The following is a 16,294-nucleotide window of genomic DNA, read 5'->3' on the forward strand; positions in this document are numbered from 1 at the left end:
AGCGAAAAAGCGGGCAGATTTATTTTATGTACTCTAATCCGGGCTCGTCAGCTGGCTTTTGAGTAGAAAAATAAATTCGCCCCTTGTCCTGCGTTCACCAAAGGGCTAATTACACAATTTTTTGGCAAACAAACGCTGTCCATCCTGAAGTATTTCCTCGATCTTCTTAATTTCACTTAGAGAGTCTTTTATAATTCCATCTATAACGTCCGGAAACTGATTTGGAATTAAACTCTCTACATCCTCCAGCTCACATCCTCTCTCAATCAAATCAACCAATCCACTAGAGCATCTAGAGCGAGCAAGCTGGGTCGCCATATATGGAGAAAACAATATGCGCTCCGCCTCAACTACACTAATTGACTTCTCCTTAAGAGCAAATGCCAAGCCAACAACAACAACAGAGAAGAACTTATCCAAAGCACTGGATTCAGCTGAGTCCACAACAAATCTTTCATCTACTTGCATTGCTCCACCCCGGCTTAACCTTAACATCAAACACCTTCCCGCTCTGGCTCTGAAAATAGTGCACTGAAACCCTATTTCCGGAAGAATCAAACCCATCTTTATAAATCTTTTTCCAGTCGCCTGACTCGACCTTTCTCAACTCAGAAAGCAGACTGGTTTCTTTAACCGTATTTTTCGTCGTTCCTCCGCGAAGTTCTTTAAATCCGTCTGGATACTTTGGTGCCACACGAATCGAATCGTAGACATTTTTAATCTCCGACTCACTATACATATTCCCAGGAGAGGGAATTTCCCCCACAGGCGATGTGGTGCTCCAACCGCCGTTTTGCTGCGCCTCACTCCCACCATTTGAAACTGGGAGGTCTACTCCACCATCTGCCCCATACCCCCCACTCCCCGGCTTCCAGAGCGTTGGATCCTCAGCCGGCGTGGTCAACGGCAGGTTGTCCTGCTGGACTATCGGGTTGTCATACAGGCCCGAAACCGCTCCCCCGTTCATGATCTTGTAGATCGCCAGCGCCGCTGCCAGGGTCGTAAGGTTCGTCGTCGAGGAAGCAGAGCCCGAGGTCCAGGTCGGCACACCGGTGGTGGGATCGAGGCCGTCGCCGCCGGAGGCGTCTCCAGATTGTTGTTTCCCCTGGCTGGCGAGGATGCCGGCGACGGTCAGAAGTACGCCAGTGACGCTGGGCCTGCCGTTGACACCACCACTAGAGGAAGCGTTCTGGACCAGCAAATCCAGCTTCTGCTGGGAGTCCAGGATCTGCAGTATTTTCTGGGCGCCCTTGGGGTCACGCTTAGCGACTTCAGCCAGGGCATCGGCGACCACCTGGCCCGCTTCGGAGTTGGCGTCACCTTTGAGTTGGTACTGGAAGAGCTTGCGCGCTGCGGCGCTGCGCTCCTCCGCCGAGCCATTGGCCAGGTCCCGGCGGGCCATGGCCTGCGGGATGCCCAGCGCTTCACCGACCTTGGTCACCGAGTTGGTGCTGGCGTACAGCTCCTCGCCCTTGTGCTCATCCTTCAGCAGCTCCTGCGCCTTGTCTGTATCGCGGTTGAGGCCTGCAAGGTCTTGCCCTGGGTTATCGCGCACGACGATCTCGCCGGCGCCCACGGTGGCGCGGTTGACCTGTTCGGCGTTACGGATGTCGTAGCTGCCAGCAATGAACTTGTTGGGGACCTGGGCCTGGTCGTTGGTGGTCTTGCCGTTGTCCTGGTTTTCCTTGCTGTTGTAGGCCATGCCCGAGGTGATATCGACGCTCTTGTAGCGATCCTTGTCGTACAGGTCGCTGTGGCCGAAGGTGCCGGTGTTGAGCAGCAGGTCGCCGGTGTTGCTGGCGATGACGGCGCCATCGAGCTGGGTGTGGCCTTCGGTGTAGATGTCGACGCTGTCGCGGCCCTGGATGCGGGTTTGCTCGCCGACCCAATTGCGCTTGCCGTCGGTCTTGCTGACGGAGATCGCGCCGCTGCCACCACCGAAGCCGCCCGAGCCGCTATGGCTCTGGCCGTTGCCTTCGATGCGATCCTGGTCACGCACGGAGGCGACGGTGAGGTCGCGACCGACGTCGATCTTCACGCCGCCACCTTCCACCGTAGCGCCGGCGATCAGGGTGTCGCGGCCGCTGCGCAGGTCGATGTCGCCACCGGCGTTGAGGTGGGCGTTGTTCTGCCGTGAGCCGTTCTGCTCCTGGTCGCTCCAGGCCACCGAGCCGGCGCCGTAGATGCCGCTGTTGGAGGTGTTGGTGCCGGAGCCGTTCGAGCCGATGCTGCTGGAGCCTTGCTGGCTGGCAACGTTGTAGTTGCCGACGCCGATGCCGACCGAGCCGCTGACGCTGTCGCTGTGGTCCTTGCTGCGGTAGTTGCTCTGGCTGCTCTGGATGCTCAGGTCGCGCCCGGCATCGAGCACGATGTTGCGCCCGGCGTCCGCCTGGGTGCCTTGCAGGGTGATGTCGCGGCCGGCCTGGGCAATGATGTCGCGCCCAGCGTTGAGGGTGGAATTGCGCGCGTCGTACTGCTGGGCTTCCCTGTTGCTTTGCTCCTGGTTGGCACCGACGTAGATGCTCGCGGAGGCGCCGGCATCGCTAGTGCCGTCGATGGTTTTCAGCACGCTGGAAACCTTGCCGAAGACGGTCTCGCCGTCGCCCAGGTGGCCGAAGTTCTGGATACCGGTGCTGATGCTCTGGCTGCCCTGTACGCCGATGCTGGCGCGCTGGTGCCGCTTGACCCGCTCCTGCTCGCTGGTGTCCTGCCCGGCATCGGCGACGATGTCACGGCCGGCGACCAGGCGAATGTCACGGCCGGCATCGAGGTCGCTACCCTGCTGGCGGATATCCCTGCCGGCGCGGATGTCGAGGTCTTCCCCGGCGCGAACCTGGCTGCCCGCCGCTGCCGTGTCGACCTGCTTGCCGTGCTCGGCATTCCAGTCGATACCCAGGTAGGCGACGCCGGTGGTTTCCTCGGCTTTCCAGCCCAGGCCGGTCTGACGCTTCTTGTCCCAGTCCTTGGCGCTGGAGGTGCTTTCACCGGGCAGAATGTTGACGTCGCGGTCGGCCTGCATGCCCACCGTGCGCTCAGCGGCGATGTTGCTGCCGACGACGTTGATATCGCGCGCGGAGGTCATGCGCACATCGCGCCCTGCGGCGATCTCGCTCGGAGCGTTGACGGTTTGCTCGCTGGTGTTGCCAGCCTTGCTCGCGGTGTTGATGGAGACGAAGTTGCCGGAGTTGCTGATGCCCCACTTGCTGCGCTGCTTCTCGGCATAGGAGGAACTGCTGTCACTGCCGGCGACGATGTTGATGTCGCCCGTGGCGTCGAGCTTGCCGGCGTGCAGTTCCACATCTCGCCCGGCGCCGATGCGACTGGCATTGACGTCGACGTTGCGCCCCGCCACGAGGACGGTGTCGTTGCCGCCCTGGAGGATCGAGCCGACCTGTTCGGTGGAGGCGCTGTTACGCACCTCTTTCATCTTGGAGACGCCGAAGGCGCTGGACTTGCTCTTGCCACTGGCGCTGGCCTGATCCTGCTCGGTAGCCAGGATGGCAATATCCCTCGTGGCACCGAGCATCAGGTCATTGCCCGCCTGCAGCTGGCTGCCGGCAACCACCAGATCGCGGCCGCCGTTCAGGCGAATGCCGCCGTCTTCGGCCTTGCTGATGTTGACGGTGAGGTCCTTGCCGGCCTGGATCACCGAGTCGACGTTGGCCTCGGCATAGCTCTCGGAGGTTTTGGTCTTGCTCTTGCCGAACGAGCCTTCCTTCTTCTTGTACAGGTAGGCGTACTGCTCGTTCTGTGTGGCGACGATGGCGACGTCGCGCTCGGCATCCAGGGCCACGTTTGCGCCGCCCTTGACCTGGCTGCCGATGACACCCAGATCCTGCCCCGCATACAGCGACACATCGCCGCCAGCGGTGAGGACGGTGGATTGCTGCTCGACCAAATCGTTCTTGCTCTTGGTCTTGCGCGTGTTGCTATAGCTGTGGCTCTCATCCGCCGCCGAGGCGAGGGTGACGTCGCGGCCGGCGCTCAGGGCGGCGTCGCGGGCGGCGTCGAGGCGGCTGGCGACGGCGTTGAGGTCGCGCCCGGCGCTGATGTCGAGGTCGCGGCCAGCGCTGGCTTCGGCGCCCAGCTGGGTGGTGGTTTCGCTGTAGTAGCGGCGGCCGTTGAGCTGGCCGTTGGTGACTTCTACCGAGGCGATGTTGACGTCGCGGTCGGCGCCGATGAACAGGTCGCCACGGCTTTGCAGCACGCCACCAAGGTTGCTGACGTCACGGCCGGCGCTGATGTCGAGGCTGTTGGCGGCCTCGATGCGGGCGGCGCTGTCGGCGAAGCTGGTGGTCCAGGTGCGGTTGGCGCTCTGCGCGCTGTCGATGCGGGTGACGCTGCGTTCGTTGATCACATCGCCGGTCAGTGCGGTGAGGCTGACATCGCGCCCGGCGATGATGCCGCCAGCGGCGTTGCGGATGCTGTCGTCGGCGAGCAGGTCGAGACGGTTGCCGGCCTGGATCAGCCCGCTGTTGCTCAGGTTGCTGGCACTGGCGCTGAGGTTGTTGCTGGCGCGCAGGGTGCCGGCGTTGTTGAGTGCGCCGCCGCTGATGAGGGTGACGTCCTGGCCCTGGATCAGCGCGCCGGTGGGGGCTAGGCGGTTTTCTGCCTGGGCGAGGTAGAGCACCGGGACGAGGACCTTCTCGCCGTTCACTTCGGCTTCTTCGAGCCAGACGATGTCGTGGGTCAGGGCCGCGACCTGTTCGGCGGAGAGGCCTACGCCGACGGAGAGCTGCAGGCTGTCCTTGTAGGGCGAGCCGGGGTTTGGCAACGCGTGCGTTGCCCCGGCGAGCGACCCGCCAGGGATGGCGGGGCCGGGGGTGCAGGAGAGCGACGGGGTTGCGACAGGGATGTCTGCACCGTGCTTCCCGCACTAAATTCAGATCAGGTTGTTAAAGATCGAAAAGACGAATTTCCGACCTTAGCGAACTCGATCGGGAAACCCGTCAGCCGTTTCCCAAGACCTTGCGGGACGTAGTGGATTGCGCGCAGAGGCGTAGAAAGCCGCCATCTGAAAACGATAAAATCACCACATATTTTCGACAGTACGCAGCAGGTTGGCGACCGTTTATCGCAAGATCGACTCTTCGGCCAGCGGCGTATAAACAGAACATGATCCTGAACTGCCGAACGGCGCGGATCACGTAAAGGAGTTTCAACAGAACGAAAAAGACGCGAGCCGACGGTGCGTCAACACCGCCGACCCGCTAACCACAAGCAGCTAGAAAGGAGCTGACCATGGCTGACGCCAATCATACGTCACACCCGTCCACACGTCCCGCCGTCCACGGGTTTATCCCACTGGCGACGGCTTCACAGCACAGTCACTTTCCACGGGACGCCACGCTGTTCCTGAACACCGATGCGCCCGCCGAGGCGTTGTATGACGCGGCGGTAGATCGGCTCGGCGCCGTACTTGACCTGCTCGCCGTGCTGGAAAGGGTCGATGTGGACGACATACCCATCAGGAACGTTTTCCAGATCAGCCGCGCGCTGCTGTTGCTGATCTCCGATGCGCAGTCGTTGTATCAGGCCGATCACGAGCAGCGAGGCAGACGGCGGTAAATCGCAGGCAATAAAAACCCCAGCGCGGTGGCTGGGGTTTTTATTTCAAGAGAACATTACAAGGGATTCTCTTTTAGGTAAGACCGTAGGTCTCGGTCTGCAACTCCAGGAGCCCCTGCACTCAACCATGCTTCAAATTCTTCAGGGTGCGGACTTAAATACTTGCCGCCCTTGCTCTGCGTGGCGGATATATTGCCAAACTCTGACACAAACCTTAAATGATGAACCACTAGAATCCAAACCCTTCTAAGCTCCGGACTCTGAGGGGCTCCTTCCGAAGCATCCGATATATAGACAGAATCCCCCTCAACAAAGTCAAGGACGTCTTTCACTCTGCCAGAGCGAATTAGACTTCTGATTATCTCAACCTTGTCCATGACTTAGCCTCACTGAAGAAACTTTACGCTAGTCCCAGAAACATCAACACTCCTGAAACCCAGAGCGTTCATTGTCTTACCTAATGGAGTGCTCCATACAGCTTGCTCCTTAGAAAACCCTGCTGCGGTTCCAGCTCTGAAAGCATCAAGGTTGTCCTTTCCTAACTGTGCTGAAACCGTTTTAACCTTATCCGGACCGACTGTTTCAATAGCCCTAGAGACCATCTCGCTGCCAACACCCTTTCCAGAGACAGTTGTACCGTACCAGTCAATGTGCAGATTCCCATCAGGTGAGTAACGAGCAACTAAATCACTTTGAGCGAATTTGCTATCTACAATCGCACCGGACTTATCGAATTTCTGTCTAGCAGACAGCTCGACATCGACATACCCATCTGATTTATTCGCAACTTTTGTTTCAAAGTTGAGGCCTGTCCTCTCTGCAGGAACAAATCCTTTGGCAGCCCCAGTTCCTTTTGCAGCATCACCCCCAAGTTTACCTATATCACCGACTGCCCCAATCTGACCAGCCTTGCCACCCGCTACGGGCATCTCAGCAATTGCGTTGAGCACATTCTTCGTAGCGGTCGGCAGCTCTGCGGCAATCTTCGCGCCGCCACGCACTGCAGTCAGTACACCTACAATCTCAGCAGCAAAGCGACCACCTTCAACGCCGGCGGTGACTGAGCCTTGCCAGCCTGCATCGTTGTAGGCATTGGTGAGATTGTTTGCGCGCTCTTCCAGGCCTTGGAAGTAGTTATCGCCAAATTGCTGCCTGAATTCCGGGGAGTTAGCCAGTAGACGCAACGCGTCCATGGTCTCAGGCAGATGAGTCGCGAGCTGGTACAACCCTTCCGCTGTCTCTGCCGCCGAAAGGCCAATACCACCGCCGACGCCCACGACTATACCGACATCCTGCATGGCATCGGTCATTGCCCACTTGGCTTCCACGCCCGTTCTGCAGAACACTTTCTGCTTACAGCCCTCAAGCTCCGCGTCTTTTTGCGCTTCCTGCTCGTGGCTCAAGTAGTTGTACTGTGCCGAGTTCTTAGCGACCCAGGCTCCACTGGAAAGGTCACCCGTATCGGCATCTGGATTCTGCGCAGCAGCAGCGAGGACACCGACGACCTGTGCACTCATGGTCACCAGTGCTTCGCGATTATCTGGGCTCAGGTTCTTAAAGACTCCATCCAGGCTTGCCACGAGAGCTTCGTTGGCGCCAGCAGCTGCAGCGCCTGTGGCAAAGCTGCCGCCACTGGCCTCGGCAACCATGCCCCCCATCAAGGCGTGCAAGGCAACCATTGAAGGGCTACCCGGCTGTAGGCTGTTAGCCTTACCGAAGTCACCTACAGCATTGAAACCAGCAGCGGCAAACGTGTTGTAAAGGCTGTTTTGTAGTGCATCTCCCAGGCTGCCACCTTGCCCTAATGCTTGGCTAAGCAGAGCGGAGGTAGTGTTCTGCATCGCCTGGTTGGCGGCGAAACTACCAACACCTGACCATGTGCTCAGGTCAGCGACCGTCTTGCCATTAACAACTCTGACGTTGGTATTGGAGCCACTCCAGTCATTGAACCAACCTGCTGTGGCACCGCCGACGGCCCCGGCAATCGCGGCCTGTTTCAGGCTGTCACTGCCAAGAGTGTCGCTGAGGGTTTGGCCAAGGTTGCCCTTGTTGTTGATAAAGCTAACGCCAGCAGTTCCCGCCAGACTTCCCGCGGCGCCGACGCCGATGCCAGTGGCGACGGTACCCGCACCTGCAGCACTCAACGCTCCAGCGGCAGCAATGCCACCAGCAGCTGCCGCCACAATGGCCACGATAAGCTGTGTCGCCGGCCCCATGCCCGAGTGGCTGTAGTCCCAGCTGTCATGGATCTCTTTGACGCGCCTCCAGTCAACATCGCCGCGTTGCTCGGCCTCTTTCAGCCAGGCCAGCTTCGGATCAGCCTGCACCATCGCATCGATGGTCTGGCTCACGGTTTTCTGATCGATATGCTTGATATCGATCTTCAGCCCTTCCACAGCGCGGATGGTCAAATTGCCTCGAGCGAGCAATTCGCTTTGCCGCAAAGTTTCGTCGGTCTGCCCTTCGCCTTTGGAGCTGGTCCAAGCCAGGTCACCCTTGCTTTTCTCGTGGCTCTCCTGATGCAGGTCTTTCACTGCCTCAAAGGTCACTTCACCACCACTGACGATGGCAATGTCGTTGCCCGCCTCCAGCTTGGCGCCCTGGTACTTCTGGTCGCCGCCGCTGAGCAGGGTGATGTCGGAGCCGGCGCTGATTTCGCTGCCCACGGCGCGGACGTCGGTGACTTCGTCACGCTGGGTTTTCTTCTTGCCCCAGCCGCCCTTCTCCTCCATGTCATATAGCGAGTAGTCGCTGTCGTTGGCGGCGAGCAGTTCGATCTTGTCGCCGGCGACCAGGTAGGCCTCGTTGCCGGCGCCGATCTTGCTGCTGACGAGGGTGAGGTTTTCGCCCGCGCTGATCAGGACATCGCCACCGGCGTTGACCTCGGTGGCCTGCTGGCCGACGTGGTCTTCCTGGGTGGTGACCTTCTTGCCGCCGCCCTTGTACTTGGCGTCGCTGTGCTCTTCGTTGGCGGCGGAGGCGAGGACTACGTCGCGCCCGGCGCTCATGGCGATGTCGCGGGCGGCGTCGATGCGGCTGGCGACGGCGCTGAGGTCGCGGCCGGCGTTGAGTTCGAGGTTGCCGCCAACCTGCACCTCGCTGCCGTGCTGGGTGACGCTGGTGACGTTGCCGGTGATGCGGCGGCTCTGGAAGTCGATGCTGTCGACTTCCTGCGCGGCCTCCAGGCGCAGGTCGCGCCCGGCGGTGAGGTCGGCATTGCCGCCGGCCTGGATGACACTGCCGGCGCTGATCAGGTCGCGGCCGGAGGTGATCTCCAGGTCGCCTCGGGCTTCGATGCGGGCGGCGTTGTTGGCGATTTCCTTGTGGATGCGGTGGGCGTCGTTGCTGGCGTCGACCGAGGTGATGCTGCGCTCGTTGATGACGTCACCGGTCAGCGCGGTGAGGCTGACGTCGCGGCCGCTGATGATGCCGCCAGCCGCGTTGCGGATGCTGTCGATGGCCAGCAGATCGAGACGGTTACCGGCTTCGATCATGCCGCTGTTGGTGATGTTGGCGGCGCTGGCGGCGAGGTCGCCGCTGGCGCGCAGGGTGCCCTGGTTGGTCAGGTTGCCGCCGCTGATCAGCGACAGGTCGTTGCCCATGATCAGGGCGCCATTCGCCGCCAGGCGGCCATCGGCCTGGGCGAGGTAGAGTACCGGCACCAGGACTTTTTCACCGTTGATGGTGGCTTCTTCGAGCCAGACGATGTCGTGGGTCAGCGCGGCGACCTGCTCGGCGGAGAGGCCGACGCCCAATTGCAGTTGGAGGCTGTCCTTGTAGGCGATGGCGTTGTCCATCAGGTACTTGAACAGGGCTTCGTCGCTGGCCATGCCGTCGATGTAGCGTTGGCCGGTGCGGGCGACCACCGCCTGCTGGATCAGGCGCTGTTCGTAGAGGCCGTCGCCGAGGCGCTTCTGTGCCTTGTCCGGGTCGTAGCCGAGCTGGCCGAGCAGGTAGTCGGAGCCGAGGAAGCTCTTCAGGTTGGTCAGCTCGGGGTTGGTCTCGATCAGGTATTTGTGGCTGTTGTCCGGCGTAGCGCTGCTGGGCAGGCCCTGCACGCGCGGGACGTTGATGGCCGCACCCGACTGAGCATCAGCGGCGGCGGCATTGCCACCCGGAGCAACGCTGCCCGCGCCAGCCGCAGCGCCGTCGAGGCTCCGTTCGCGCTGCGCGGCGCTGATGCTCTGGCCGCTGAAACTGAGATCGCCCGCACCCTGCACAGTGCCGGTGCTGCCGCCGGTGCCGCCCTGCCCGCTCAGGCGGAAGAGGCCGTTTTCGCCCTGCGGCAGGCTGAAGCCCGGCAGGGTGACGGGGTTGACCTGTTTCTGCGCGAGGTCCGGCGGCAGCTGCGAGGTGATCGCCAGCTGGACGGTGGTGGCGCCGTTGGCAACGCCGACGTCGCGCGGACTGATGGTCTGGGCGCCGGCGTCGCGCTTCACCACGCTGTTGTCGAAGCTGTCGCTGGCATTGATCGTCACATTGCCGGTGGCCTGGATCACCGCGGAGGCGGCGGGCGTGCCGGAGACAGGGATGACGGACTCGGTCATGCTCCGAAAGGCTTTTCCCTCCGGATAGCCACCAGACTCAAGAATCTGCAGTCGAGTCAGTGCGCCGGGACTGTAGTCTGACGAGTTGGGATCGTTGTAACGGTTGTAGAGGTCTTTGTTGTTCCGAACGGCCCAATACAGGTTGTCATCACGCGAATAGAAGCTGCCATCAAGGTGACGCTCTTCCCCACCCGCGGCGCCCTGGTTGCGGAAGGTGGCCGTCTGGATGTCGATATTGCCGCCCGAGGCGATGCTGCTGTAGAGGTTGTCGAAGGAGTCGCCACGGAAGCGGAAGTCGCCGCCAGCGGTGATCGAAGCTTGAGGCGCGTCCTTGAGGATGATGTCCTCATAGCGCTCCCAGGACTGGAACTTGAATTCGCAGCCCTTGCCATCGCAGACGTCGTCGGCATACATGCGGAAATTGCCGGCAACAATGCGCTCGCCGATCTGGAAGTCGTCGGCACGGCGGTTGTCGAAATCCTGCACCAGCAGGGTCATGGCCCCGCCGCTCTCGAAGCTGCCGGAGATGTTTTGCACGCTGCTCGCCCAGCCGTCCTGGTCGTTGGCGGCGATATGCAATGTGCCCAGGCTGTAGAGGTCGGCGTTGCGGTTGATGAAATTCTGCGTGCGCAACTGCATGTTGCCGCCGCTGAAGATCAGGCCGTTCTCGTTGAGCAGGTTGGGCGTGCCGAGGTAGAGGTTGCCGGCGGCGCCGAGGGTGCCGCGGTTGTTGAGGCTGGCGGCGCTGACGCGCAGGTCCTGGGTGGCGGTCAGGCGACCGCCGTTGTCGAGGGTGCCGCTGCTGTTGATGAGGGTCGTCGCGCCACCACCTCCAATGCTGCCGCTCTGGCCGATACCGATGTAGCCAGCGCCGAGGGACAGGCTGCCCAGGCTGCTCAGGCGGCCATCGGCGGTGTAGTTGCCGCTCAGATCGAGATCGAGCGTGCCATCGCTGGCGATCAGGCCGGCGTTGGCCCAGTTGCCGCCGCGGCCGACGAGGCTCTGCGCGGCCAGCAACTGGCCGTACGACCCCTGGTCGAGCTGACCGATGTCCAGGTCCAGGTTGCGCGCCTGGATGATGGCGTTGTTGGTCCAGCTGGCGGCCTGGTAGGTGAGGCTGCCGTTGGAGGTGAAGTTGCCGCCGGCAAGGCCGGCCTGGCCGAGGTCGACGCCGAAGGTGCCGGTGCCGACGTGCAGCACGTTGCCGCCGCCGTTCTGCAGGGCGCCGGTCTGCAGGATCAGGTCCTGGGTGGCACCTTCGATGCGGCCGAGGTTGTTGTTGAGCAGGCCGCCGCTGACGATCTTCATCTGGCTGGGGCTGGCTGCGCGCAGCAGGCTGACGGGCGTCTGGCCGAGTGCGCGGATTGCGCCGACCACGTTGTTGATGCTGGCCGCGCCGAGGGTCAGGTTGCCGCTACTTTCGATCAGGCCGAACTGGTTGTTCAGCGCGCCGTTCAGGCTGGCGTCGATGTGGCCGGCGCCGATCTTGCCGCCTTGGTCAAGTGCTGCGCCGTCGTTGAGCAACTGGTTGCCGCGCAGGTAGAGCAGGCTGCCGGCGTAGAGCCCACCGCCCTGGTTGTTCAGGTCGGTGGTGCTGATGCGGTTGTCGCCGCTGACCGCCGAGAGGTGGCCGGCGCGGTTGTCGATGCCGCCCGTGGCGGTGATGTCGAGGCCCTTGGCCTGGGTGGTGCCGGCGTTGTTGCTGAACTGGCCGGTGACCAGCTTGAGGTTGCCGTTGGCGGCATTGATGACGCCGCCGTTGCTGTTGTCGAGGCTGGCGCTGCCCAGATCGAGCTGGCCGGTCTGGCTGATGATGCGGCCGTTCTGGTTGCCGAGGGCGCCGGTGGTCTTGAGGGTGGTGTCGCCCTGGCCCTGCAGGGTGCCGCCGCCGTTGGCGATGCTGGCGGCGCTGACATTGAGCTGGCCGGCCTTGCTGAAGACCAGGCCGTCCTGGCCGTTGAGCAGCTCGGCGGTGAGTTGCAGGATCAGGTCGTCTTGCGCGGCCACGGTGCCACTGACGCTGTTGTCGAAGCGCCCGGCGAGGACCTTGAGCAGCCCCTGGCTGGCGAGCTGGCCGCCACGGTTTTCCAGGCTGCCGACGCTCAGGTTGAGCGGGCCGCCGCTGGCGATTTTCGAGCCGGCACCGTTGTTCAGCAGGGCGCCGAGCAGGCCCAGGCGCAGCGCGCCCTGGCTGACCAGGCTGCCGCCGCTGTTGTTCAGGCTGCTGGCGTCGTAGTCGATGCTGGCGGCGCTGATCTGCCCGGCGCGGTTATCCACAGCCTTGGCGCTGCCAGTCAGGTCGCCTTGGGCACTGAGCAGGCCGCCGTTGCTGTTGTCCACATCGCCGCCCACGGTCAGGCCGAGCCCGCCCTGGGTGGAAACGATGCCGCCGGCGTTGTTCAGGTTGCCGGCGCCAAGGCCGAGGTTGCCCTTGCTGACCAGCGCGCCGGCGCCGTGGTTGTCGAGCGCGCCGCTGACCGTCAGGGTCAGCGTGCCATCGCGGCTGGAGAGCGTGCCGCTGCTGCTGTTGTCCAGGCTGGCGGCGTTGACCACCAGGCCTTGCCAGCCGGAGAGCAGGCCCTGGCTTACGTTGCGCAGGGCGCCGGCGTTCAGTTCGAGCTGGCCGGCGCTGATGATCCGGCCGCTGTCGCCGTTGTCGAGCTGGCCGCTGGCAGTGAGCGCGAAGCCCTGGCTGGCGGAGATTTCCCCGCCACGGTTGTCGAGGTTGCCCAGGCCGTTGATCTGCAGGGCGCCAGTGGCGCTGAGCAGGCCGCCACGGTTGTCGAAGTCGCCGCGCAGGGCGCCGTTGCCCAGGTCGAGGGTGATCTTGCCTTCGCCGATCAGCGCGGCCTGGCGCTGGATCAGCTGGGCGACGATCAGGTGCAGGTCGCCCTTGGCGGAGATTTCCCCGCCGCCGGTGGATTCGAGCTTGCCGCCGCGCAGGGTCAGCGCGCCCTGGCTGGTGATCAGGCCACCGGGTTTGCCGGTGGCGCTGGCGCCGTTGAGGACGTTGCCGGCGCCGAGGTCGAGGCCCTGCGCACCGCTGATCACGCCATCGCGGTTGTCGAGGTCGGCGGTGCTGGCGTCGAGACGGCCCTGGGCGAGCAGGCGGCCGTCGCGGTTGTCGGTGCTGCCGGTGGCCAGCAGCAGGTCGCCGGTGGCGGACAGCAGGCCGCCCTGGTTGTTCAGGCTGGCGCTGCCGACATCGAGCTTGCCGCTGGCGACCAGTGCGCCGTCGCCGTGGTTGTCCAGCGCGCCCTGGCTGCGCAGCAGCAGGTCGCCGCGGCTGGCTAGGGTGCCGCCCTGGCTGTTGTCGAGGCTGGCGGCGTTGACGCTGAGGCCGTTGCTGCCGGAGAGGACCCCGGCGTTGCTGTTGTTCAGTGCGCCGCTGGTGAGGGTCAGGCGGTCGCCGGAGAGAATCTTGCCGCCCTGGTTGAGCAACGCCCCGGTAGTGAGGGCAAAGGCGCGGTCGCTGGAGATTTCGCCGCCCCGGTTGTCGAGGCTGGCGACGTTGCGCAGCACCAGTTGGCCGGGGCTGCCGAGCAGGCCGCCGGCGTTGTTCAGGGCGCCGCCCTGGAGGTCGAGGTCGACACCGCCCTGACCTATCAACTGGCCACCGCCGTGCTGGTCGAGGCCAGCGATGCGACCGTCGATGAGACCGCGCGCGGAGAGACTGCCGCCCTGGCTGTTGTCCAGCTGGGCGGTGGCGAGGTGGATGGCGGCGTCGGTGACGATGCGACCCTGCTGGCTGTTGTCGAGCTTCGCGCCTTGCAGGCGGATGTCGCCAGCGGCGCTGAGGATGCCGCCGGCGTTGTTCAGGTCGGCGCCGGCGAGGTCGATGCTGCCGTCGCTGAGCAGCTTGCCGCCGCGGTTGTCGAGGGCACCGGCGAGACGGGAGAACAGCAGGCCGGCACTGGAGACCGCGCCCCCACGGTTGTCGAGGCTGCCGGCGTTGAGGGTCAGGCTGCCCTGGCTGAGCAGGGCGCCGTTACCACTGTTGTCGAGCGCGCCGGCCAGTTGCAGCCAGAGGCTGTTCTGGCTGTTCACCCGGCCGCCCTGGCTGTTGTCCAGGCTCTGCCCGGTGATGCTCAGGCCGTCGCGGCCGGCCAGGGTGCCGGCGCGGTTGGCGATGCGCTGCACCTGCAGGTCGAGGCCGGCGTCGCCGATGACCTTGCCGGCGCCGTTGTCCAGGCTGGCAGCCTGCACAGCGACCTTGGCGCGGCTGGAGATTTCGCCGCCCTGGTTGAGCAGGTCGGTGCCTTTGACGCTGACGCCGTTGTTGGCGGCGATGAGGCCGCCGTTGCGGTTGTCGAGCAGCCCGGCGTCGAGGTTCAGCGCGCCCTGGGCGAGCAGTTCGCCGCCCTGCTGGCTGAAGCTGTCGGCCTTGGCCTGCAGGTCGCCCTTGGCATTCACGCTGCCCTGGGCGTTGTTCACCTGGCTGGCCGTCAGGCGCAGTGCCGCGCCGCTGTCGAGGGCGCCGCCCTGGCTGTTGTCCAGCTGGCCGACGTCGAGCTTCAGGTCGCCCAGGCTGCTGATCACGCCCAGCGCGCTGTTGTTCAGGCTGGCCCCGGAAAGGGTCACGCCGGCATCGCCGACCACCAGCCCGCCACGGTTGTCGAGGTTGCCGGCCTGCACGCCGAGCGCGCCCTTGGCCGAGAGCAGGCCATCGGCCTGGTTGTCGAGCTTGTGCTGGACGCGGGCCTGCAGGGTGCCGTTGCTGACCAGAGTGCCCTTGCCGCTGTTGTCCAGGCTGTCGAGGGTGAAGTCCAGCGACTGCTCGGCGGAGAACAGGCCGAGGCGGTTGTCCAGCGCGCCGCCGCTGACTTGCAGGCGGTTGGCGACGGCCTGGCCGTTGCGGTTGTCCAGGCGCGCGGCGTTGAGCGTCAGTTGATCGCTGGCGAGCAGGCGGCCCTGGCGGTTGTCCAGGCTGGCAGCGCTGACGCGGGTGGTGGCGCCCTTGAGCGCGCCGCCCTGGTTGTCCAGGGTGCCGCTGGCGTTGGCGTCCAGGTTGCGGCTGGCGACCACGCTGCCGCTGTTGCGCAGGGTCTGCGCGGTGATCGCCACGTCGCCCTGGGCGTTGCGGCTGTTGTCCGGGTTGACGCCGGCTTCGACAACGCCGCTGTTGCTGACCTGAGCGGCAGTGAGTGCGACACGCTGGCCGGCCGCGAGGCTCTGGCTGTTGCTCAACTGGCCGCTGGCGTTCAGCTCGGCGACGCCGCCGGCATAGGCCGGGCCGGTGACGGCAATGTCGCTGGCCTTGGCGCGCAGGTTGCCGGCGGCGCTGGTGCGGGCCAGGGTCAACTGGCCGTTGGCGTCGATCTGGATATCCCCGCCGCTGGCGGCCATGTTGCCGGCGAGCTTTACGCCCACGCCCTGCTCGGTGCCCACCAGGCGGATGGCGCCGGCGTACATGCCGCCCAGCGCGGAGCTGTCGATCGCCAGTTGCGGCTTGGCGCTGCCGTCGTCGGCCTTGGCGGTGGCGGCGAGGGTCTCGGCGTCCACCTGGTTGCGGCCGGTCACCACGGCGAGTTGCTGTGCGTAGAGGTCGGCGTTGAGCTTGGCGCTGCGGGTGATCAGCTCGAACTGGTCGAGGTTGCTGGCATTCAGGCCGGCGCCTTCGACGCTGATCTCGCCGCCGTCGACGTCGTAGCCACGCAGGCGCTCGCCATCCATCAGCGGCTTGCCGGTGGTCAGGGTGGCGCGCGGGGTATTGATGAAGCCGCAACCGTTGCAGGTGATGCCGTGGGGGTTGGCGACGATGACGTGGGCGGCCTGCCCGGCCACTTCGGTGTAGCCGCGCAGTTGCGAGGGGTTGGCCCCGGTGACTTCGTTGAGGATCTTGTTGGCCGCGCCGCCCTTGAGGTTCGGGTTGCCGACGATGATCCCGCCCAGTTGGGTGGACTGGGTCTTGCCGGTGGCGTTGTTGAGAATCAGGCCGTTCTGCTCGACGTTGTAGTCGCTGAACTTGTTGTGGGAGAGGCCCGCGCCGTTGGGCGTGGCGATGTTCACCACGGGCACGCCGTTGCCCGCCGCACCCAGGTGCGTATTGCCACCGGCTGCCGCGTCTACCGCCAGCTCGGCCGCTGCCGCGACGATGGGGTTGAGGATCAGGATGCCGGCAAGCACGCTGGCAATGGCCTGGTACAACGGGTGGCGTACGTCCATGTGGGAATCTCCCA

At 64.0% G+C, this 16,294-nt stretch carries 3 protein-coding genes and 1 pseudogene; 1 reads left to right on the forward strand and 3 read right to left on the reverse strand.

Annotated features, from left to right (window positions below; translation table 11 throughout):
* Window positions 1-105: 105 nt before the first annotated feature.
* Window positions 106-468 carry a DUF3969 family protein gene (locus tag ABKS89_RS30355; RefSeq protein WP_171039382.1) on the reverse strand — a complete coding sequence of 121 codons (363 nt, stop codon included), beginning with the start codon at window positions 466-468 and terminating at the stop codon, window positions 106-108.
* A pseudogene (locus ABKS89_RS30360) lies at window positions 455-4,753 on the reverse strand (hemagglutinin repeat-containing protein); the annotation flags it as partial. The gene ABKS89_RS30355 and the pseudogene ABKS89_RS30360, both read right to left, overlap by 14 nt.
* Before the next feature lie 488 nt (window positions 4,754-5,241).
* On the opposite strand from ABKS89_RS30360, the gene ABKS89_RS30365 reads away from it, so the two are divergent.
* The gene (locus ABKS89_RS30365) at window positions 5,242-5,568 is read left to right on the forward strand and encodes a hypothetical protein (RefSeq protein ID WP_348588816.1); all 327 of its coding nucleotides are present in this window, start codon (window positions 5,242-5,244) and stop codon (window positions 5,566-5,568) included.
* Window positions 5,569-5,954: 386 nt separating this feature from the next.
* Here ABKS89_RS30365 and ABKS89_RS30370 read toward each other — a convergent pair whose 3' ends face one another.
* Window positions 5,955-16,280: a two-partner secretion domain-containing protein gene (locus tag ABKS89_RS30370; protein WP_348588815.1), complete on the reverse strand. Its 10,326-nt coding sequence runs from the start codon at window positions 16,278-16,280 to the stop codon at window positions 5,955-5,957.
* Window positions 16,281-16,294 lie beyond the last annotated feature (14 nt).

Source organism: Pseudomonas sp. LABIM340 (assembly GCF_040017195.2).
GTDB lineage: Bacteria > Pseudomonadota > Gammaproteobacteria > Pseudomonadales > Pseudomonadaceae > Pseudomonas.